The sequence below is a fragment of the Paenibacillus sp. UNC496MF genome, assembly GCF_900113915.1.
Lineage (GTDB): Bacteria > Bacillota > Bacilli > Paenibacillales > Paenibacillaceae > Paenibacillus_Z > Paenibacillus_Z artemisiicola.
The window spans coordinates 341,042-361,929 of record NZ_FORE01000006.1 but is presented as its reverse complement, the minus strand read 5'-3'; the positions used below and the strand labels follow the sequence as shown (position 1 = coordinate 361,929).

The 20,888-nt window shown below is 62.8% G+C and carries 22 protein-coding genes and 1 pseudogene; 15 read left to right on the top strand and 8 right to left on the bottom strand.

The annotated features are described in order from the left end of the window. Nucleotides 1-65 precede the first annotated feature (65 nt). A complete protein-coding gene (locus BMZ79_RS10205; RefSeq protein ID WP_090639372.1) occupies nt 66-1,025 on the bottom strand; it encodes an MraY family glycosyltransferase in 960 nt (319 codons plus the stop codon). A gap of 238 nt (nt 1,026-1,263) precedes the next feature. On the opposite strand from BMZ79_RS10205, the gene BMZ79_RS10200 reads away from it, so the two are divergent. From BMZ79_RS10200 to BMZ79_RS10145, 12 genes are all read left to right on the top strand, one after another. After that, nucleotides 1,264-1,785: a hypothetical protein gene (locus BMZ79_RS10200; RefSeq protein ID WP_090639370.1), complete on the top strand. Its 522-nt coding sequence runs from the start codon at nt 1,264-1,266 to the stop codon at nt 1,783-1,785. A gap of 233 nt (nt 1,786-2,018) precedes the next feature. Continuing rightward, on the top strand, nt 2,019-2,651 hold the full coding sequence (locus tag BMZ79_RS10195; protein ID WP_143088924.1) for a hypothetical protein: 633 nt from the start codon (nt 2,019-2,021) through the stop codon (nt 2,649-2,651). A gap of 334 nt (nt 2,652-2,985) precedes the next feature. Beyond that, nucleotides 2,986-3,501, top strand: a complete 516-nt coding sequence (locus BMZ79_RS10190) for a GNAT family N-acetyltransferase (protein WP_090639366.1) — start codon at nt 2,986-2,988, stop codon at nt 3,499-3,501. A 150-nt stretch (nt 3,502-3,651) separates the two neighbouring features. Further along, the gene (locus tag BMZ79_RS10185) at nt 3,652-4,104 is read left to right on the top strand and encodes a hypothetical protein (protein WP_090639363.1); all 453 of its coding nucleotides are present in this window, start codon (nt 3,652-3,654) and stop codon (nt 4,102-4,104) included. Between the two features lie 241 nt (nt 4,105-4,345). Then, entirely contained in the window at nt 4,346-5,521 is a 1,176-nt protein-coding gene (locus BMZ79_RS10180) for a GntR family transcriptional regulator (RefSeq protein ID WP_090639360.1), read from the top strand. Between the two features lie 361 nt (nt 5,522-5,882). Next, the gene (locus BMZ79_RS10175) at nt 5,883-6,770 is read left to right on the top strand and encodes an NAD-dependent epimerase/dehydratase family protein (RefSeq protein ID WP_090639358.1); all 888 of its coding nucleotides are present in this window, start codon (nt 5,883-5,885) and stop codon (nt 6,768-6,770) included. Further along, nucleotides 6,767-7,261: a translation initiation factor IF-3 gene (gene infC / locus BMZ79_RS10170; RefSeq protein WP_090639356.1), complete on the top strand. Its 495-nt coding sequence runs from the start codon at nt 6,767-6,769 to the stop codon at nt 7,259-7,261. The genes BMZ79_RS10175 and infC overlap by 4 nt, the downstream gene beginning before the upstream one ends. Before the next feature lie 137 nt (nt 7,262-7,398). Next, nucleotides 7,399-8,079: a FadR/GntR family transcriptional regulator gene (locus tag BMZ79_RS10165; protein WP_256252639.1), complete on the top strand. Its 681-nt coding sequence runs from the start codon at nt 7,399-7,401 to the stop codon at nt 8,077-8,079. 115 nt (nt 8,080-8,194) lie between these two features. Then, nucleotides 8,195-9,523 (top strand): ABC transporter substrate-binding protein, encoded by a 1,329-nt coding sequence (locus tag BMZ79_RS10160; protein ID WP_090639352.1) that lies wholly within the window; start codon nt 8,195-8,197, stop codon nt 9,521-9,523. Nucleotides 9,524-9,601: 78 nt separating this feature from the next. Continuing rightward, entirely contained in the window at nt 9,602-10,480 is an 879-nt protein-coding gene (locus BMZ79_RS10155) for a carbohydrate ABC transporter permease (RefSeq protein WP_090639349.1), read from the top strand. Beyond that, nucleotides 10,480-11,307, top strand: a complete 828-nt coding sequence (locus BMZ79_RS10150; protein ID WP_090639347.1) for a carbohydrate ABC transporter permease — start codon at nt 10,480-10,482, stop codon at nt 11,305-11,307. Before BMZ79_RS10155 ends, BMZ79_RS10150 begins: the two co-directional genes overlap by 1 nt. Then, the gene (locus BMZ79_RS10145) at nt 11,304-12,542 is read left to right on the top strand and encodes a trans-sulfuration enzyme family protein (RefSeq protein WP_090639345.1); all 1,239 of its coding nucleotides are present in this window, start codon (nt 11,304-11,306) and stop codon (nt 12,540-12,542) included. The genes BMZ79_RS10150 and BMZ79_RS10145 overlap by 4 nt, the downstream gene beginning before the upstream one ends. Before the next feature lie 129 nt (nt 12,543-12,671). Here the strand turns inward: BMZ79_RS10145 and BMZ79_RS10140 are convergent, their stop codons facing one another. Continuing rightward, a complete protein-coding gene (locus BMZ79_RS10140; RefSeq protein WP_090639342.1) occupies nt 12,672-12,941 on the bottom strand; it encodes a hypothetical protein in 270 nt (89 codons plus the stop codon). Nucleotides 12,942-13,048: 107 nt separating this feature from the next. After that, nucleotides 13,049-13,453, bottom strand: coding sequence for a hypothetical protein (locus tag BMZ79_RS10135; RefSeq protein WP_090639340.1), 405 nt, complete (start codon nt 13,451-13,453; stop codon nt 13,049-13,051). Between the two features lie 154 nt (nt 13,454-13,607). Between BMZ79_RS10135 and BMZ79_RS10130 the strand changes: the two genes are divergently transcribed. Next, entirely contained in the window at nt 13,608-14,105 is a 498-nt protein-coding gene (locus BMZ79_RS10130) for a hypothetical protein (RefSeq protein ID WP_090639338.1), read from the top strand. Nucleotides 14,106-14,338: 233 nt separating this feature from the next. Here BMZ79_RS10130 and BMZ79_RS10125 read toward each other — a convergent pair whose 3' ends face one another. After that, nucleotides 14,339-15,202, bottom strand: a complete 864-nt coding sequence (locus BMZ79_RS10125; protein ID WP_090639335.1) for an SDR family oxidoreductase — start codon at nt 15,200-15,202, stop codon at nt 14,339-14,341. 188 nt (nt 15,203-15,390) lie between these two features. Between BMZ79_RS10125 and BMZ79_RS10120 the strand changes: the two genes are divergently transcribed. Continuing rightward, a complete protein-coding gene (locus BMZ79_RS10120) occupies nt 15,391-15,768 on the top strand; it encodes a MerR family transcriptional regulator (protein ID WP_090639333.1) in 378 nt (125 codons plus the stop codon). 460 nt (nt 15,769-16,228) lie between these two features. Here the strand turns inward: BMZ79_RS10120 and BMZ79_RS10115 are convergent, their stop codons facing one another. The 4 genes and pseudogenes from BMZ79_RS10115 to BMZ79_RS10100 all read right to left on the bottom strand — a co-directional run bounded on the left by BMZ79_RS10115 (nt 16,229) and on the right by BMZ79_RS10100 (nt 19,966). Continuing rightward, the gene (locus BMZ79_RS10115; RefSeq protein ID WP_177222086.1) at nt 16,229-16,942 is read right to left on the bottom strand and encodes a PspA/IM30 family protein; all 714 of its coding nucleotides are present in this window, start codon (nt 16,940-16,942) and stop codon (nt 16,229-16,231) included. Nucleotides 16,943-17,031: 89 nt separating this feature from the next. Beyond that, nucleotides 17,032-17,259, bottom strand: coding sequence for a PspC domain-containing protein (locus BMZ79_RS10110; RefSeq protein ID WP_090639328.1), 228 nt, complete (start codon nt 17,257-17,259; stop codon nt 17,032-17,034). 490 nt (nt 17,260-17,749) lie between these two features. Beyond that, nucleotides 17,750-19,041 (bottom strand): annotated as a pseudogene (locus BMZ79_RS10105) (LysM peptidoglycan-binding domain-containing protein). Nucleotides 19,042-19,153: 112 nt separating this feature from the next. Further along, entirely contained in the window at nt 19,154-19,966 is an 813-nt protein-coding gene (locus BMZ79_RS10100) for a hypothetical protein (RefSeq protein WP_090639327.1), read from the bottom strand. 316 nt (nt 19,967-20,282) lie between these two features. On the opposite strand from BMZ79_RS10100, the gene BMZ79_RS10095 reads away from it, so the two are divergent. Continuing rightward, a complete protein-coding gene (locus BMZ79_RS10095; RefSeq protein ID WP_090639326.1) occupies nt 20,283-20,870 on the top strand; it encodes a guanylate kinase in 588 nt (195 codons plus the stop codon). The last annotated feature ends 18 nt before the right edge of the window (nt 20,871-20,888 follow it).

Below are 20,888 nucleotides of genomic sequence, written 5' to 3'. Positions count from 1 at the left end.
TGGCGTTCGGGGCGGTTGTTTGCATATGGACTAGATCGTTTACGGGATTATCCGAAGTCGCGCCGCTATACCTGCAGCATCAGCAAAATGATCGAGGACAGGCTCAGGACGCCGCTGATCAAGTACAGGAACGCGACGGCCTGCTTCGGGCTGAGGCCCGCCCGCAGCAGACGGTAATGCGCCTGGCTGGCATCGGCCTGGTAGATCGGCTTGCCGCCGAGGAGCCGTTTGACCACGACGAACAGGTTGTCGAAGATCGGTACGCCGAGGGCCAGAATCGGAATGAAGATGGACAGCACCGTCGCCTGCTTGAACGCGCCGTCGAGCGCGATGACGGCGAGGATGAAGCCGAGGAACGTCGCCCCCGCGTCGCCCATGAACACCTGCGCCGGCGGCTTGTTGAACCGCAGGTACGCGATCGTGACGCCGACGAGGATGATCGCCATCATGGCGGAATCGGACTGCCCTTTGGCCAGCGCGACCACGAACAGCGTCCCCGCGGAGATCGCCGACAGTCCGCCGGCCAGCCCGTCCATGCCGTCCGAGAAGTTGATGACCGTCGTCACCCCGAAGATCCACAGAATCGTCAGCGCGAACTGCAGCCATTCCGGCAGGTTCACGAAGCCGCCGGTGATCGGGTTGTAGAATCCGCTGAACGTAATGCCGGCGGCATAGACGATGACCGCGGCCGAGATTTGCACCAGGAACTTCGGCAGCGTCGGGAAATCCTTGCCCCGCGTCTTGTACCAGTCGTCGACCGTGCCGATCGCGAGCAGCAGCAGGGAGCCGAGGATGATCGCGCCGGTTTGCAGCGTGAAGCCTTTCAAGTAGAACAGATAGGTGACGATGAAGCCCGCGAAGATGGCATAGCTGGCCGTCAGCGGAATCGGCTTGCGGTGGATTTTGCGCTCGACGTTCTCGCGGGGCTTGTCCACGAAATCGAGGCGGAACGCCAGCCGTCCGAGCGGCGGGATAAGCAGGTATACGATGGCGAACGAAACGAGAAACGCGATGACGTACGACATGATTTCATCTCCAATGGCAAGTTTTGGATAATCGGGTCCGAATGTAAGGATGCGCCAAAAGCCGTTCTGCTATTCTCGTCCTGTAAGACGGCCGGATTCGGCAAAAGGTTTCCGAGAACGGCGATTTTGGATTCCATAATATGCTAAACTAGAAAAAGAAACGGGCAAAACCGACAATCGGGCAAGGCAGCGCGCGCCAAACCGGCAGGAATCGTTCGAAACCGGGAGGAATAACGTCATGACGACCTTTCAGAGCTGGCTTGGACTGGTTATTCTGATGCTTGGCTCGATCGCGGGCATCTACGTGCGCAACGTGACGGTCATCGTGCTGTGCGTGACCATCGGGCTCGTCCTGCTGTCGCTGGCGACGATCGCCGAGAGCGCGCAGGGCGCGTATCATCGCTCGCTCGGGCTTCCGATGACGCGGAACCAGCTGCGGACGATCCTCCGGCAATCGCCGACGTACGCGTTCGAATCCGGACTGTTCGAAGCGTACCCGAACGCGGACCGCGCACCGGGGTACCCGCTGCTCCGCTTGGACGGCGAGTACTACGTGCGCGTGAAATTATTTTACCCGTATTTGCGGCAGGAGGACACCGCCTACACGTTCGCGCTGCCCGGCCGCGCGCCGGCCGTGTTGGACTGCGAGGCGTATTACCGCGCCGGCGCGGACCTGTTCGAGCATGACGAGCGGGTCTACGTCAGGCTCGCCGCGCTCGGGCTGCGGTTGCGCGTCCGCGGCGCCCGGGCCGAGCTGTAAGGGGCGGAATCCGCGGATAACCGCGGATTCGGCGACCGGGGGGAGAAGCCATGACGCGCATGCGCGTCGCCGCCGCGCGAAGGGCGCGATACGGTCCATCCACATCCGCGCCCCGGACGGCAATTTGATCGAGATCTCGAATTACCGGGGCACCCGGGCCGCCGCGCCCGCCATGCCGATCGATCCGCACGCGAATTGCAGCAGCCAAATCTTCCAGGCGGGGGGCGCTCGTAGTGAAAAGAATGTTGGCCAAGTTCCTTTTGTGGATCGGGTTATTCGGAATGCTGTTCAGGACGGCGATCGCGTTCATCGAGCGCAAGTACCAGTATTCGCTGATCGACGGCCGGCTCCTGGACGGAATCGAAATCTTGCTCGCCCTGGAATGCCTCCTGGTGGCCGCCATGCTCCTGCACAAGTACGCCGCGCGGGCGAGGTTCTACTGGATCCTGCTCGCGCTCGGCGCGGCGGTGTTGTTCTTCGAATTTCGGGCGGCCGGCTTCGGCGACCTGTTCGAATCGAACGCGAACCGCTATTATTACGACTCGCCGACCCAGCGGTACCGGCTGCTGCTCGAAGAATCGGGCAGCGGCGGTTCGGCGGACGTCCGGGCGTACCAGGTCGAGAACCGGTTCTTCAAGCGGACGTCCGACCGGGCGTTCGTCGCGCTCGGCGCGTCCGGCGAGCCGATTTCGGGTTCGGATCTGGCCGTCGACTGGACACGCGAGAACGTCGCCAAAGTGACCGTCACGAGCGGCGGCAAGTCGCGGAGCTTCGAGCTGACGTTCAACGACAACGGCGTGCTGAAGGCCATCATGGACCGGGCCGACTTATTCTCCGGGGAGGACGAGGCGCGGGCGGCGTCCTAGCCGTTCCCTCGCTTCTTGCATCCCCCGGTACCTAATCATTCGAAACCATCTCGGGATTTCCGGGGAACGCATCGCGCGCCTAAGACATTCGGCGGAGGAGGGACGGCCATGAGCGTCACGACGATTTATGCGGCCCGGCACGGGCAGACGGAGTGGAACGTCGAGCAGCTGGGAGCCGCCGTACATTCATCCGGCCAGCCTGTGCAAGCTCGAGATCGGGAAGGGCGGACGGACATCCTGCTTCACGGCGATATCGGCCATTATCCGAACAGCCGGCGACCGCGGACTAGCATCGCAACACGACCATCTTACACGGAACGAGGCGAGAAGCAGCATGGACATCGTATTGAAGCAAGTGGAGAGCGAAGCGCTGAAGGCGCAGTGGCAAGCGGCGTTCGAGGAACAGCGCATCGGGCGGCCGGACGGCTATTTCGACCGGTGCCTGGCGGAGAACCAGGCGGGGACCCGGGTGACGCTGCTGGCGTTCGCCGACGGGCGCGCCGCGGGCTGCGCGCATTTGAAGTACGCTTCGGACTACCCGCATTTCCGCGACCGGCATATCCCCGAGATCAACGACCTGCACGTGTTTCCGGCCTTCCGCAGACACGGCGTCGCCAACCGGCTCATCGACGAATTCGAGACGATCGTGAACCGGCACCACAATCAAATCGGAATCGGCGTGGGACTCTATAAGGATTACGGCGCCGCTCAGCGCATCTATTGCCGCCGGGGGTACATTCCGGACGGGCACGGCGTCATGTACCGGGACGAGGAAGTGCGCCCGGGGCAGACGGTGCCGGTCGACGACGAGCTGGTGCTTTATTTCGTCAAGGAGCTGGATTACGATTAAAGAGGCGCCGAAGGAAGACTAAAGGGGGCAAAAAGGGCTAACGGGGACGAAGGAAGGCACCTTCGCCGCGCAGCCGCTTTGCCCGCCCGCCGGCGACGCCGTCCCGATGAGGGCGTTCAACGACATCCCGGACCGAGAGGAGCAGCCGCATTGATCATGCCAACCCGCCGCACCGTCGTCTTCTCCGTCGCGATTTTGATACTGGCCGCGCTGCTGGCGAACCGGGCCGTGCAGCAGCACCGGGCCCAAAACAACTTGAGCGCGCTTCAGCAGCGCGTCGACGAGGCGTTCAGAACGCAGCTCAGCCTGGCGGCCTCGAGCCTCGGCACGGACTTCGACGAGGACGAGTCCAACTTCAACGCATGCGTGGCGTCCGTGTCCGCCGCCGCGGCCTTGGCCGGCCAGACGAGCTTCGAGTCGCGCAACGACGTGCTCGACGTCGCGCTGGACCGCTTCGGCAAAATTCTGCTCAATCCCGTCAACCGGCAAGCCGTCACGCAGAACGCGCCGACGCTCCGGGCTTTGTTCGTCAAGCTGAGCGCCGATCCGGCGGACGCCGACACGACGCGGCAGCTGTCCGCGTTTACCGGCAACGTCCGATAATCCCGCAGCGCACGCCTTTGCCGGTACGAACGCGAATCGAATCCCCACCCACGAGGAGAAGCAGCCGGGCGGCCGCTTCTTTTGTTTTGCGCGGCGCGCGGGGAAGGCGCGGCGAGGTCGGTTCCGGGCTCCATGCGGCTTGGCAAATGGCATGCGAAAGCATATATTGATATAAGAATAGCGACGAACGGAGAGGCGGAAGCCGGCTCCGGCGCCTGTCGCGCCTGGAGGTCGACCGAGAATGAGCGAATCCGCTTCGAAGCCGATGTACGAACGCATTTTCGAAACGCTGCGCGACGCGATCATCGCGCGCCAATACGACGTAGGGGACCGCGTCCCCTCGGAGAAAGAGCTCGGAGACGCGCACGGCGTCAGCCGCATCACGAGCAAGAAGGCGCTGGAGCTGCTGGCGGGCGCGGGCTACATCGTCCGCCAGCCCGGCCGCGGCTCCTTCGTCGCGGACCCGGCGGCGGCGAAGGAGCCGGCCAAGGGCCCTGCCGGACAGCGGGTCGTCGCCCGCCGTCCGGCGCGCGCGGACGGCAAGCTGCTGATCGGGCTCGTGATCACCGATTTCGCGGACAGCTACGGCACGGCGCTCATCTACGGCATGGAGGAGGCTTCGCGCCTGCACGGCGCCTATCTCGTGCTCAGGCGCTCGTTCGGCGTTCCCGCTTACGAGGAGGAAGCCATCCGGGGGCTGCTCGCGCTCGGCGTGGACGGGCTGATCGTGTTTCCGGCGCAGGGGGAATATTTCAACGCGGAAATTCTGAAGCTCGTCATCGCGAAGTTTCCGCTCGTCCTCGTCGACCGGCATTTGAAGGGCGTGGCGGCCGCCTCCATCAGCACGGACAACGTCAAGGCGGCCAAGGAAGGGACGCATTACCTGTTCGGGCTCGGGCATGCGTCGATCGCGTTCCTGACGCCGCCGCCGGCGGACACGACCGCCATCGAGGAACGGATCGAGGGCTTCATCCAGGCGCACGCGGAGAAGGGCATCAAGGTCGACCGCGCGCTGTGGATCGAGGACATCGCCTCCTCGCTGCCGCAGGCGAACGCGGAGGACAACCGGCGGCGGGATATCGCGAAGATCAAGGACCATCTGGAGCGGCACCCGGAGATCACGGCGATGTTCGCGACGGAATACAACATCGCGCAGCTGGCGTTCCGCGCGGCGCGGGAGCTCGGGCTGTCCGTGCCGGACGAGCTCTCGATCCTGTGCTTCGACAGCCCCGAGATCAACGGCGCCTTCCCGCTCACGCATCTGAAGCAGGACCAGCACGGCATGGGCACGCTGGCGTTCGAGCACGTGCTGAAGCTGCGGGACGGCGAGCCGCTGCCCCGCAAGACGCTGCTGGACGCCGCGCTCGTCGTCGGCGAATCGACGGCGCCGATGAAGCCGCGCCGGCGGGACGTCTGAGTCCCGCCGCGCGGCACGCGCGGGGCGGGAGAGCCGCGCGAACAAGCAGGCGGCTCGCAAGCCTCCCGGCTTGCCGCTGTCGCCGGAGGCTTGTCGTCCGCCATGCGCGCCGGGATTAGGAAATTGAAGGTCGACATACCGGATGCAAGCTGATATAACAGAATTTGTAACCGTTTTATTTTCCGTCCGCGGACCGCGGGGATTGACGGAAGTTTAATCGGCGGAGCGGCATGCGCGTCTGATCTTGCCCGCTTCGGGGCGGCGGCGAATCCGCGTACCGCCGGCCGCGGACGGACTTTGCGTCCGCCCGCCGGATATGGCAAGATAAAGTGCACACATCGAACGAGGGAGAGTGGAACGCATGCGCAAGGTGCTGGTGTTGGGCGGGACGCGGTTCTTCGGCCGGAAGCTGGCCGAACGGCTGATCGCGGCCGGGGACGACGTGACGATCGTGACGAGGGGCGGGCTGCCGAATCCGTTCGGAGACCGCGTGCGGCACCGACAGGCGGACCGCAAGGACGCGGCGGCCCTGCGCGAGGCGCTGGGGGACGCGGCGTACGACGTCGCGTACGACAACATCTGCTATCTGCCGCAGGAGGCGGAGGAGGCCGCGGAGCTGTTCGCGGGGCGCATCGGCAAGTACGTCGTCACCTCGTCGCTCAGCGTCTATCCGTTCGGCGGACCGGCCAAGACGGAAGCGATGTACGACGCGCGCGGGCGCGAGCTGCCCGAGGCGTACCCGGCCGACATCGACTACGGCGAGGGCAAGCGGCTGGTCGAGTCGGTGCTGCTGCAAAAGGCGCCGTTTCCGACGGCCGCGGCGCGCTTTCCGATCGTGCTCGGCACGGAGGACTATACGCGCCGGCTGCATTTTCACGTCGAGCACGTACTGAAGGGGCAGCCGATCGGCATTCCGGCGCCGGACGTTCCGATGTCGTTCATTCTCGCCGACGAAGCGGCGGAATTTCTCGATTGGCTCGGCCGCACGGGCGCCGAGGGGCCGTATAACGCGTGCTCGAACGGGGAGATCTCGCCCGGCGCCATCGTGCGGCTGATCGAGGCGGCGACCGGCAAGCGCGCGATCGTCGCGCCCGAAGCGGAGGAGGCGGACATGTCGCCGTTCGGCATTCCGGCGCCGTGGGTCATGGATACGGCCAAGGCGCGGGCCGAAGGCTTCGCGTTCCGCGAGCTGGACGGCTGGCTGCCGCAGCTAATCGAGCGGCTCGCGAAGGAGGCAAGCGCGTCATGATCGCGAACGAACGGATCAAGGCGTCCGAAGTGCGGCTGACCGGCCTGGACGGCGAGGACCTCGGGGTCATGACGCGGGACGATGCGCTGGCGCTGGCCAAGAAGCACAAGGTCGACCTCGTCTGCGAATCGCTCATGAGCAGTCCGCCGCCGTGCCGCCTGATCGGCCGGGGCGCGGCGAAGCAGGACATGAACGCGCGCAAGCAGGCGGAGAAGCGCAAGGACGGTCCGCTGAAGGCGAAGGAGATCCGGCTCGCGCCGCATATCGAGGAACACGACTACGAGACGAAGCTGCGGCAGCTGGAGAAGCTGCTGGACGGCGGCTTGGCCGTCGACCTGACGGTGCGCGCGCAGGGCAAGGAGAGCCAGCAGGCCAAGGCGCTGCTGGAGCGGCTGTTGGCCGACCTGAAGGGCCGCGGCAGCCGCGAAACCGGCATCCAAACGAGCGGCAAAGGCGCCGCCGTGCGGGTCGTGCCCGCGCGGCGGCCGTAGCCGCGGCGGGCGGGGAAGCTTCGGCCGGACCGGCCGAAGCTTCCTCACATGCCATGGGAGCGTTTATTGACAATTGGATACGGCTCCATTACGATTAACCTGTCTGATAGGCTGTTGGGAGGAGGAGTGCTGAAATCATGCGAAAAATTCAAAAGGTTCTCGTGCACGAGCAAGTTTCGCAGGAAATCCAGAATTACATTCAAGAGAAAGAACTAGCCGAAGGCGACAAACTTCCCTCCGTCGAAGAGATGACGCATATGTTCGGCGTCGGGCGTTCCTCGCTGCGCGAAGCGCTGCGCTCCCTGGAAGCCCTCGACGTCATTCAAGTGGAGAACGGCAGAGGCATCTTCGTCCGCGACGTCAACACCTTCCGCTTCATGGGCAAGGTCAAGATCGAACGGGAACGCAACTTCCTGCTGGACACCCTCGAAGTCCGCAGAGCGCTCGAAGGACAGGCCGTAAGGCTGGCGGCCAAGCGGATTTCCGACAAGCAGGTCGCGGAGATCGAAGCGGTGCTGGCGGAATACAAGCGGCAGAAGGAAGCGGGGCTCGACACGTCGCAGATCGATCTGACCTTTCACCAGCTCGTGATCAAGGCGACGGGGAACCACGTGCTGCAGAGCGTGCTGGATTCGTTCTCGGTCATGTACGAGCGGTTTTTCAACGAGCCGATGGGCGACAAGCAGCTGTTCGACGACACGTATCCGTACCACATCACGATGTTCGACGCGATCAAGACGCACAACACGGAAGGCGCCATGCAGGAGTTTTACAAGATGATGGATCTCATTGAAAATAAATTGAAAAGCGTAAAATAGTACAAAATTCGTCAACATCTCGCAACTTTTTCATTGACAGGGTGTAGCGCTTTCAATATAATCAAACCTATCAGACAGGATGACTGTATGATACATCTGATGGGGGGAAATCGATATGGCAAAGCGTAAAAAGTACTCGGCTTTACTGCTCTGCGGTGCTTTGTCTGCCGGACTTTTGGCGGGCTGCGGCAGCAACAACGAATCGACCGGCGACAACGGCGCCGGAAGCGGCGACGAGCAAGTCACGCTGCGGATGATTGAAAGTTTGACCAGTCCGAAACGGACAGAACTCATTCAGGCTTCCATCGACAAATTCGAAGCCGCGAACCCGAACATCAAAGTGGAATTGATCTCGCCCCCATTTGACCAAGCCGACAATAAAATCAGAACGATGCTTGGGGCCAAGGAAGATCTGGACGTCGTGGAAGTGCGCGATCTGACCGTAGCGGAATTCGTGAACAACGGGTTCGTCGAGCCGCTCAACGCTTACGCCGACAAGTGGTCGGACTACGCGTCCGTCAGCGCGATCTCGAAATCGGTCGGCTCCATCGGGGACAAGCTGTACTTCATTCCGAACGGCCTCTACGAGCGCCAGCTGTTCTACCGCGCGGACTGGTTCAAAGAGAAAGGCCTGAATCCGCCGGCCACGTGGGACGAGCTGTACGAAACGGCCAAGAAACTGACCGACCCGTCGCAAAACCGGTACGGCTTCTCCTTCCGGGGCGGCTCGGGCTCGAACGGCACGACCGACGCGATGATCCTGGCTTACAACGGCGACAACGTCAACCTCGAGGACTCCATGTTCACGAAGGACGGCAAGACGATCTTCTCGACGCCGGAAGCCAAGCAAGCGATGGACCTTTACCTCAAATTGTATAAAGACGCTTCGCCGCCGGACTCCATCAACTGGGGCTTCCAGGAGCAGGTGCAGGCGTTCACGTCCGGCGTGACGGGCATGCTGCTTCAGGATCCGGACGTCATTCAATCCTTGACGGAGAAGATGACCGAAGGCACGTGGGCGACGGCGCCGCTGCAAGCCGGTCCGTCGGGCAAAGCGCTGCTCGCCGCGGGCGGAGCGGGCTGGGGCATCACGGCCAACTCCAAGCATAAGGAAGAAGCTTGGAAGCTCGTATCGTTCTTGTCCAGCCCGGACGAGAACACGCAATTCTCGAAAGACTTCGGACTCATTCCGATCCACACGTCGGCGACGGAAGACGACTTCTTCAAATCCGGCCCGTACAAAACGCTGATCGACATGTCCAACGCACCGGACAAGTTCGTGAACTACAAGCCGCCGTTCGCCTACCCGGGCACGGGACAATGGGGACAGACGGAGATGGAATCAGGTCAGGCGCTGCTGCTTGGCCAGGCTTCCCTGGACGACACGCTCAAGAAATGGGACGCCTACTGGACCGACCAGAAGTCCAAGGTAGGCAGCAAGTAAGCGACGCGCGTTCAACGATTCGAGGAGGGCGGCGATAGCCGCCCTTACTATATTCCAGAAGCAAGGCGGTGCGAAAACATGAAAAACAGGATTTTTATTCTATCGGGGCTGCTCCCCGCCTTGTTGCTAGTGCTGGCGTTCACGTATTATCCCTTCCTGAAGGGGATCGTCATGGCGTTCCAGGAATACAAGCTGTTCGATCTGCGGAACGTCCACTTCGTCGGCCTGTCCAACTTCAAGGCGGCCTTCCACGATCCGAAGTTTCTCCACGCGCTGACCAACAGCGGCTATTGGGTTTTCTTCTCGCTGATCTTTCAATTCCTGTTCGGCCTGGCGCTCGCGCTTCTCCTGAAGAAGCCGTTCCGCGGCAGAGGCATTTTCCAAGGCTTCGCGTTCTATTCCTGGGCCTTGTCCGGCTTCCTGATCGGCATGATCTGGAAGTGGCTGTTCAACTCGCAAATCGGCGTCATCAACGATCTCCTGCTTCGCATCGGCCTCATCCACGAGCGGATCGGCTTCCTGTCGAATCCGAAATGGGCCATGACCTCCGTCATCATCGCCAACGTCTGGTACGGCATCGCGTTCTTCGCCATCATGCTGCTCGCCGCGCTGCAGTCCGTGCCTTCGGAGCTCTACGAGGCGGCCGACATGGACGGCGCGACGGGCGTCCGCAAGCTGTGGAACGTCACGCTCCCGTACATTTTACCGACGATCATCGCCACGACGCTGCTGCGGGCGATCTGGATTTTCAACGACCCGACAATCATCTACGGCTTGACCAACGGCGGTCCTGCCGGCAGTACCCATATTCTGTCCTCCCTGATGCTGGACCGGATCATTTACGCCGGCGACTACGGCGCGGCCTCGGCCATCGGCGTCATCATGATCGGCATCCTGCTGCTGTACACGATCTTCTTCCTGTCCGTCACCAAGGCGGAGAAAGTGGGTGACTTCTAATGAAGCAGCGGCTCGGCACGGCGTTCAAGGTCGTTTTCCTGGCGGTCTACCTCGTCGTGATGATCTTCCCGCTTTATTGGATCGTCATCACGTCGTTCAAGCCGCAGAAGGACATCTTCTCGTTCCCGCTTCGCTATTGGCCGGAGCGCTTTACGTTCGACAACTACGAGAAGATCTTCAAAATCTCGAAGTTCCAGATCTATATCGGCAACAGCCTGGTCGTCGCGATTCTGGCGGCGCTGGTCGTCATCGTCATCGCCGTGCTGAGCGCGTACGTGCTGGCCCGGTTCAAGTTCCGCGGCCACGGCCAGATCATGCTCGCGTTCTTCGCGACGCAGATGCTGCCGGGCTTCATCGCCCTCGCGCCGCTGTACCTGATGATGAGCCATCTGGACCTGCTGAACAACCGGTTCTCGCTCGTGCTGATGTACACCGTCGGCTTGATCCCGTTCTCGACGATCATGCTGCGCGGCTTCTTCCAGCGGATCCCCTCCAGCCTCGAGGAAGCGGCGATGATCGACGGCTGCTCGCGCTGGTCGGCGCTCCTGCGCGTCATCATACCGGTCATGCTGCCGGGGATCGCGTCCACGTTCATTTTCGCCTTCGTGCAAAACTGGAACGAGCTGTTCCTGGCGGCGATGTTCATCGACGACGACAAGCTGAAGACGCTCCCGGTCGCGATGAACTCGTTCATCTTGAAATTCGACGTCGACTGGGGCTCCATGTCGGCGGGCGTCGTGCTTTCGATAATTCCGACGGTGATCATTTTCGCCTTCGCGCAGCGCTTTATCGTTGAAGGCTTGACACAAGGAGCAGAAAAAGGATGAGCAACGAAGACCAGCGACCTCATGAAGACAGAGAAGGCCGTCTCGAGCGGCAATTCACGCAAGCGGCCCACGATCCTTTCGATTCCCGGCATCACGGCGCGATTCACGTCCCGCTCTATCAGAACAGCCTGTTCGCGTTCGAGACGTACGCGGCGTTCGAGGACGCGTTCAAGGATCTGATGCAGAACCACGTTTATTCCCGAGGAAATAATCCGACCGTCGCGGCGCTGGAGCAGAAGCTCGCGGCGCTGGAGGGCGCCGAGGCGGCGAAATGCTTCGCGTCCGGCATGGGCGCGATCTCCGCGGCCATCATGGGGGCCGTGGGGCAGGGCGACCACGTCGTCTGCGTCGATCAGGCATATGGTCCGACGCGGGAGCTGCTGTCCGTCTACCTGAAGCGATTCGGCGTCGAGACGACGTTCATCGACGGCCGCCTGCTCGACAACTGGCGCGAAGCCGCTCGGCCGAACACGAAGCTGTTCTACCTCGAGAGCCCGACGACGATGCGCTTCGAGCTGCAGGACCTGCGGGCGTGCGCGTCCCTCGCGCGAAGCATCGGCGCCCGGACGATCATCGACAATACGTGGGCGACGCCGATGTACCAGAATCCGCTCGCGCTCGGCGTCGATCTCGTCGTGCATTCCATCACCAAATACATCGCCGGCCACAGCGATTGCGTCGGCGGCGTCATCATGGGCTCGCGGGAGCTGGTCGACGCCATCGGCAACCAGGAGTACATGCTGCTCGGCTCGATCATGACGCCGCAAACCGCGGCGCTCGTCGCCAAGGGGCTGCGGACGCTGCCGCTGCGCATGGAGAGGCACGAGGCGAGCGGCCTGACCGTCGCGGAGCATGTCCGTTCGCTGCCGTTCGTGGAGCGCGTGAACCATCCCGGCCTTCCGTCGCACCCGCAGCATGAGCTGGGCCGCGTCCAGATGGCGGGCTACAGCAGCCTGTTCTCGTTCATGACGAGCCGGCCGCCGGCGGTCATGAAGGAGTGGGCGAACCGGCTGCGGTATTTCAAAATCGGGGTGAGCTGGGGCGGCTTCGAAAGCCTCGTCACCGTCAATCAAGCCGGCAAAACGCCGGAGGACGGCAGCATCGTCCGGCTGTATATCGGCCTTGAGAGCCCGCAGGACTTGATCGCGGACATCGGGCAGGCGGCGGAGTCGCTCGGGCTGAACGATCCGGCGGCCGGCGGCGCGAACGAGGCGCCGAAGCACGAGTCGGCGTAACCGGCTTGGCTTGGCGCAGCTCGGCCGCCAAAGAAGAACGGAAAGACGAAAGAAAAGAAAAATCGCCCTCCCTTGGCCGATCTTCGGCCTAAGCGGAGGGCGATTTATTTGCGTGCCGGCGACCACCGGTCAATAGGAATGCCGGTCATGGCGCTGCTGCCGCTGCACGTGTTCGCGGTGATCGTACGCATCCGTCTCGTCGTCGAGGGCGCCGTGTTCGTCGCGCCGATCGGCGTGGTCGAACGTATGCTGCACGTTGTCGACGAACGCTTCGACCGCGTCGCTGACCATATCGATCGGGCCGAAGCGTTCATGGTCCTTCGGGGTGTTGATGCCGGCCGCGGTGTTCGAGGTCTCGTTGTACATTTCGCCGTATTCGTCCCGGTTTCGCTTCGTCATGAGCGAACGCCGCCTTTCTGCGTGAATTGGAGAGCCATTCCAGCTGCCCCCTATAATATTACCCCGATTCGGGAAAATACACGCAGCGGCCGCCGGCCAAGCGGCCGTCATCGCAGGGCGATGTCGTTGAAACGGTTGCGGAGACGCTCGCTCATGTACGCTTTCGTCCGCATGATCGCTACTTCCTCCGCCTCGGCGGCCTCCCGGAGCAGGGCGATCGCGTAGCAGGAAGCGATCGGCTGCCCGTAGCGGCGCGCCAAATAGTTCGAAATCTTCTGCTCCTCATCCGTCATATATAGAAGCGAAAACGCGTATGTTTTATCCTCGTAGCAATACCCGCGGTACTTCGCCACGTAAAGCAGGGGGGCTGATAAAGAATAGGCCAAGTACTCGATGTCGCGCTGCGCCTGGCGCCTCGAGATTTCGAACCGCTCCGCGAGCGCGGCGCTGTTCGGATACCGGCCTTCTCTGATCTGACCGTCGAACCACCGGATCCGGTGCAAATCGCTCATGGAACCACCCCTTTTATGCAAACGCATTCCGATAGGCGTATTACACCACCGGCGATGCCGTAACGCGTCGTACCGGAACGGCAATTTTTGGCCTTGCGAGGGCGGCTGTGGTATAATCACAGGCAATTCTATTCCCGTTATTCCGGAGGCGATTATGCTTAGTTTCGAACAGAAGCTTTCGATTATGGAGTCCTTCCCCGAGCTCAGCCGGAAGGACGTGTCGCTCGGACGCGTCAACTATCAGTACGAGGAGAGCCTCTACGATAAGAAGAACGTAGCGTTCCACCTGCATCCCAACGGCAACGGCTTCGTCTACGCGGGCCAGCTGGCCGGCTACGAGACGGACGACAAGGGCTTCGTGAACATCCGCGATTTCGACGAGGCCGCGCTGCGCGCGCTCGTGACGGAATCGATCCGCTCCTTGTCGGTCCGCGAGCCCGAACCGGCGCTGCCCTCCCGCAAGCGGGCGGCATCCGCGCGCGGCGGCAAGGCGAACGCGACGGTATGGCACGGCGCGGGCAAGCAGACGCTCACCTTGAAGCACGAGGACGACCTCTGGTACGTATACGCCGGCGCGAACCTGGAAATGGTGCTGGAAACGTACGAGGAAGCGGAGCAGTACCTGCACGAGGAAGGCTTCTTCCTGGTGTAGCGCGGACGGCGCGGTCGGCGCCGAAAGCAAGGCGGCATGCGAAGAGCCCGATCCCGTTCGGTTGAACGGGGCGGGCTCTTTGCGCGCGGGCGCGGCGGAAGCGGCGGAGCAGGGGAGAATGGGGTGCAGGGGAGCGGGCGAACATGGGAGCTTCAAGCTGGCCGCGGGGCACCCGACCGGAAAACGCGCCGCGCGACCGGGACCGGGCGCTCCGCGGCGAGCGGACGTGCGGACTAAGCGTCCGCTCCGCGCGCGGCTTGCTTGCTCCGCCATGCCGTCTGTCCCATCAGCTCCCGCATGGCCGCCATGTAGCGGTCCTCCGATTGCGTCCACCTCAGCCGCGCCATTTCTTCCGCGTCCGGCCCCGCGAGGTAGCGCAGCCGGTCGGACGCGTCATCGGCGGCCAGGAAGATCTGCCCGGCGACCTGCCGCTCGTCCGCATCCTCGAACGGATAGTCCGTCATCGCCCGCAGCATATGGTCGAAATACGCCCGGTACGCCGGCGGAACGGACAAGCCTTGGGAGGCGGCCATCGTGTTCGACGCGAAGCCCGTGGTGCGAATGGCGCCCGGCTCGACCAGCTTGACGGCGATATGCTGGGATTCCAGCTCGTACGCGAGCGACTCCGAGAGGCCTTCGACCGCGTGCTTGGACGCGACGTAAGCCGTGAGCAGCGGGGCGGCCGCCAAGCCGACGCCGGAGCTGACGTTGACGATCGTCCCGCCGCCCCGGGAGCGGAAGTGCGGCACGATCGCCCGGATGACGTTCATGACGCCGAAGACGTTCGTCTCGAAGACCCCGCGCATGACGTCCATCGGCGTCGCTTCGAATATCGAGACGACGCTCGCGCCGGCGTTGTTCACGACGGCGTCGATCCGGCCGAACCGGGAGATGCCCGCCTCGATCGCGGCCTCGATGCCGGCGGGGTTCGTGACGTCGAGCGCCGCTACGAAGATCCGGCCGGGTCGCTCCGCCGCTAAGCGCTCGTCCGGCTTGCGCATCGTGGCGACGACGTTCCAGCCCTCGTCCGCGAATGTCAGGGCCGCCGTTCTCCCCAGTCCGTTCGAGCAGCCCGTAATCAGTACCGTTTTTGTCATGATCGATCTCTCCTCTTTGTTAGGCTTTTGGCGGTGCTGTTCCAGCTTACCGGATGAGAGAAGCTCGAAGTCAACGGCGGTTCGCGACGCCTTGGGAATCGGGGATTTCTTTGCTCGGGCAGCCTTCCGGGCCTTATAATGGCTTAGAGTAACTCTAAGCTTAGCAACGGCCAAAGGAGAGACGCGGCATGGGGTACACGGTCAAAGAAGCTGCGGAGAAGGCGGATATTTCGCCGTATACGCTGCGGTTCTACGAGAAGGAGGGCGTGCTGCCGAGCGTCGAGCGGGACGCGAACGGCGTGCGGCTGTTCAGCGAGGCCGACCTCGAATGGATCGAGACGGTGCAGGCGCTGCGTTCCACGGGCTTGTCGCTGGCCGAGATCAAGCGGTACCTGGCGCTGTACAAGGGCGGGGAGGCGACCTTAGGGCAGCGGAAAGAGATGCTGACCCTTCAGAGGAACAAGGTGGAGGACCAGATCGGCAAGTTGATGAAGACGTTGGAGCGGCTCAATTACAAGCTGGCCTTGATCGACGCGCAGGACAACCGGTTCGACAAGCTGCCCTAACGGCAGCGGTAGGGGCGGCGCCTTGGGAAGGCAAGCCCGGCTCCGTATGATTTGCGCCGCAGGCCTTTGTCTGCGAGGGATGCTGAGCGCGGACGAAACAACGAACAGCGGACGCAATAACGAATAGCGGACGCAATAACGAATAGCGGACGCAATAACGAATAGCGGTTTCAATAACGAAGAGCGGAAGCATACGCAACGATGAAAAGCGGTCGCAATAACGAATAGCGGAAGCAGATGCAACGATGAAAAGCGGTCGCAATAACGAAAAAGCGGAAGCATACGCAACAATGAAAAGCGGTCGCAATAACGAAAAAGAATCCTGCGCGTGCGCAGGATCCGTTCGAGAGATCGCCGTTCTCTTGCCGGCGGCCGAAGGGTGAAGTGCCAAGCCGCCCGAGCCGAATGCTCATGCCCGGTGCGGCTCAGGCGCGGCCTAGCGGCGGCTAGAGGGCGCGCTTTATTCGCCGTCCGCCGGCAGCTTCTTGCGGAGCTGCTCCAACTGCTCGTCGACGAGCGAAGACTTCGACGGGCCGGGCGTGCCGGCATACGTTGAGCCGCTGCCGTACGCGGCGCCGTAGCCCTGCGCGCCGAACGGGCCGCGGGACGCTTCGATGTGGGCTTCCCACTGCGCGATCTTCTCCTCCATGCGCTGGAAGCCGCGGGACGCGCCGCCGCCGTCCAAAATGTTCGGGCCGACGCTGAAGCTCGGCATGGACGTGCGCGATTTGGCGGCGGCTTGCTGCATGCGGTTCACCAGCTCGTCGCGCTTCTTCAGCAGCTGCGGCAGCTCGGATTTGGCCGATTCCAGCCGGATCGTCAGCTCGGCGATTTGGCGTTTGGCGTTCTCGTGCCATGCGCCGTATTCCCGTGCTTTCTCCTCGTAATGCAGCTTCGCCGTCAGCGCCTCGCGGGCATGGGCCTCCTGCCCGGCCTTCATCGCGTCCAGCGCGCGAGCCTCGCTTTGCTCCGCCAGAATGGCGGCTTCCTGCGCCTGCTGCTGCACGCCCTTGGCGAGCGCCTCCTGCTTCAGCAGCTCATGCTGCGCGTTCGCGATCTCGTCCTGTATGCGGCGCACGTACTGGTTCATCATCATGGCCGGGTCTTCCAGCTTGTCGAGCAGCTCGTTGGCTGCGGCTTGCGTCATGTTGAACAGGCGGTTCAAAATTCCCATTTCGCTCATCTCCTAGGTAAGGTGTTCAAATTTGGCGTTTCTTATGAGGCGTTCGTAAGTGATGCGGATTGGCTGGGCGCGATCGGCGGTTAACCGTAGTACCGGAACGGATGGTCCGGCGTCATGACCTCGAACGGCGCTTTCGGCACCAGCACGCTGGCGACGACGTAGACCAGCAGCGTGGCGCCGAAGCTGAACACGCCGGATACGAGAAGGAGCAGCCGGACGATGGTGGGGTCGACCCCGAGCCAATCGCCGATGCCGCCGGCGAGTCCGGTCAATTTGCGGTTCAGCGTGGAACGGTACAGCTTTTTCATAATGAAATCCTCTCCTTTATTGGTGTTCGCTTATGTGGAAGGCCTGCTTGCTTGCGAGCGTCTTTGCGACTGTGTCAACCGATATCCTTATCTTAAAGGGAACGGGGAATCGCCGAAACGGTCCCGCGGCGGTTTTGGCATCTGGCCTTAAGGCGGGGAACGGCTACGACCTAAGACGGCCCGGCGGTAACCAAAACGCCCGCATCGCCGGCCAACCGGGCGGGGGGCGGGCGTGAATGAACGGCCTGCCGTCGCGGTGCGCGCGAGTAATCGGCGCCTCCAAACAAGCGATTCGGGGCAGGCGAACGAAGATCGAGCGGCAGCAGAAAGAGACTCGCATCGGCTGCTTTCACGCAGCGGACGCGAGTCTTCATCCCATTAAAGTTTCAATCAAAGCTTAAAGATAAGGCCTCCATCAAGGCTACCATCGAGAAGGCTACCATCAAGGCTCCCATCAAGGCTTCCGTCGAGGCCCTCCATCAAGGCCCCATCAAGGCAGCAGCTTCACGACGGAGAAGTTGTCTTCGAGCAGCAGCCAGTTTTGCGGGAAGCTCAGGCCGAGCTTCCAGTAGCTGATGCCCCGCAGCTTCAATTCCTTCAGCAGATCGAACTTGGCCTGGACCGAGCGGGCGTCCTCGAACCAGACGCGGTGCTCCTTGCGGTTGTCGTCCCAATAGGTGAAATGGGGCGCCTGGGCTTCCGCGTCGTACAGAATCTCGGCGTTCCGCTGCCGCGCGAGCGAGATGGCCGCCTGCGGGCTGAGCGCCTTCGCGTACGGCCCGCCGTGCACGTAGGGCAGCGTCCAGTCGTAGCCGTACAGGTTTTGGCCCATGAGGATCTTGCCCGCGGGCATTTCGGTCAGCGCGTAGTCCAGCACGTCGCGGACGGGGCCGATCGGCGAGACCGGCATCGGCGGACCGCCGCTGTAGCCCCATTCGTAGGCCATGACGACGACGAAATCCGCGATTTCGCCGTGCGCCCGGTAGTCGTGGGCTTCGTACCACGCGCCCGCTTGGTCCGCGCTCGTCTTCGGCGCAAGCGCCGTGGACATCGTCAGGCCCGCGGCGCGGATCGGCCCGGCGGCCTTGCGCAGAAACGCGTTATACGGCTCGCGGTCCGCCGGAAGAAGATGCTCCAGGTCGAAATGGACGTCGAGGAACCGCAGCCGCTTCGCCGTCGCGACGATGTCGGCGATCAGCTTATCCTGCAGCGCGGGATCGCTCAGAATCAGATGCCCGAGCTCGTCGCTGAACTGATCGCCTTCGAGGTTGGTGACGGCCATCATCATCGCGGCGCGCCGCCTCGCCGCGATGTTCGGAGGTCGCCGAGCGGCGGCGGCTTCACCGTCCCGTCCCGCTGGATGCGGAAGCTCGACGGGGCCAGGTACGTCAGAAGGGGCGCCGCGCCGCGGGCGGCTTCCGTCAACGCGGCGGACACCGCCGACGGCCCGGGGTCGAGGTACGCGTTGACGTACGCCTTGCGCTTCGGCGCCGGCGGAACGTACAGCCTTGTCCCGGCTTGGAGCACCGCGCCGGGCGCGATGCCGTTGACGGCGGCGAGCTTGGCCGCGGTCGTGCCGAACCGGGCCGCGACGGACGTCAGCGTGTCCCCGCGAACGACGAAGTAGTAGCTTCCCGCGACGGGAATGACCAAAGCCTGTCCGATCACCAGCGTCTGCTCGGGCGATAGTTCGTTGGCGGACGCGATCGCGTCCACCGGAATGCCGTATGTCCGCGACAGCCGCCACAAGGTTTGACCGGCCCGCACGACATGGATTTGCATGGTGGTTCCCTCCCCGGTTCGGCCGACGAATCCCGTAAAACGCCTGTTCTAGCGTATTCGTCCGCTCCTCGCCGCATGACCGCGATTTCGCGCCGCCGGCCGGAAGGGGGCGTTATTTGGCCGGAATTTGAGCGTTGACGCCGTTGATGACGGCGGCGATGCCGTTCTCGTAGCCGACGATGCGCGCCTTCTGGTCCGCGATGCCCTTGGACGACGAGACGAGCGCGTTCAACGCCTCCAGCGTGCCGGCGAAGGAGCCGCTCTTGACGCAGGCGTTCATCGTCTTCACGATGCCGGGGAGGTTCTTCTTCATGCCGGAGACGGCGGATTGCGCGACCTTCGTCTGATCGCGAAGGGGGTCGATCGCCGCGAGCTTCGTCTTCAGCGCCTTGACCGTCTTGGCGGTCGACGCCTTGGCGTCCTTCAGCGCGTCGTCGCGCATCCGGATTTCCGCGCGGGCCAGCTGCACGGCGACCTTGACCGTCTCCGCCTGGCGCGAAAGGACGGCGGTCAGCTCCTTCAGCTTGAGCTTGCGGGCGTCCGCGATCCGCTTGTTGAGCGACGCATAGAGGTCGAACAGCGGCTTGTACTTCTCGCGCGCCGCGTTCGCTTCGTTGGCGAGCCGGGCCAGCTTCTCGGCGTCGATCGCTTTGATCCGCTTGTTCACGGCGTCCAGCAGCTGCCCGTTGCCCGCGTGCAACGACTTGTAGCGCTCGTCCAGGCTCGTCTCCTGCCGCTGGTACGATTGCAGGGCGAGGTACTGGGCGTTCAGCTTGTCCTTCGTCGCGGCCGGCGCGGCGGCGATATGCTTGGCCAGCGCCGTCTCGGCGGTCTTGGATATCGAGACCGAGGCGGCGGAGGCCGAGCCGGGAATCAGCAGGGCGAAGGCAAGCAGCGCAAGCAGGATGGATGAAAACGCGTTCATTCTCATAGCATTTAACATAAACTTTTTTTCCTCCTTTGCCGCGGATCGCTTCGGCAGAACGCAAAAAACCCGTAAGAAAGGCAAGATGCCTTTGCTTACGGGTGCTTCCGTCGTAAGTGAAACGCGAACATATGTTTTTGTTTACTATAACCGATCATGCGGGATCCGTCAAGCCGGAAGGCGAATGCGGATTGCCCGATTTTTGCGGCATACGTTATAATCGGAGTATGTAAATCGCTGGAAACGCATGCCGGATGCTTCAGTCACGCAGATTGGCGGACACGCAAATCGAACGATTTTCAGGGAGGCTGGGACGATGAACAATCAACCGGATCGCAAGCTGATTTTCGTATTCACGGGACCGGACGGCTCCGGGCGCAAAACGGTGGCGGACAGCGTCGGCACGACGCTCGGCATCGCCAAGGTGCTTTCGTACGCGACGCGCAAGCCGCGGCCGGGCGAAGTGAACGGCCAGGACTATCATTTCATTACTCCCGAGCTCTACGAGCAGCTCGAAAGCTCGGGCGACTTCATCGAGAGCATCGCCTTGAACGGGAACCGCTACGGCCTGCGCGGCATCGACATCGAGCAGCGCCTGGGCAAGGGCGGCAGCATCTTCCTCATCGTCAACCCCGAAGGCGCGCAGCTGCTGAAGGAGCAGTACGGCGACCGGCTCGTCCGGCTTTTCATTTACGCGGACAGGCGCACGGTGGAAGAACGCCAGAAGGAGTCCGGCGTGGCGCCCGGCATCGTGCAGGCGCGCATGAACCAGTACGAGTCGGCGATCGCCTACCAGTCGAGCTGCGAGCACGCCTTCGAGAATTACGACCTTGCGCATACGGTGTTCGAGATCACGAACACGCTGGAGCACTATTTGCAGCGCAACTTGGTGGAGCGGGATTAACCGTCCCTTCCATCGCGT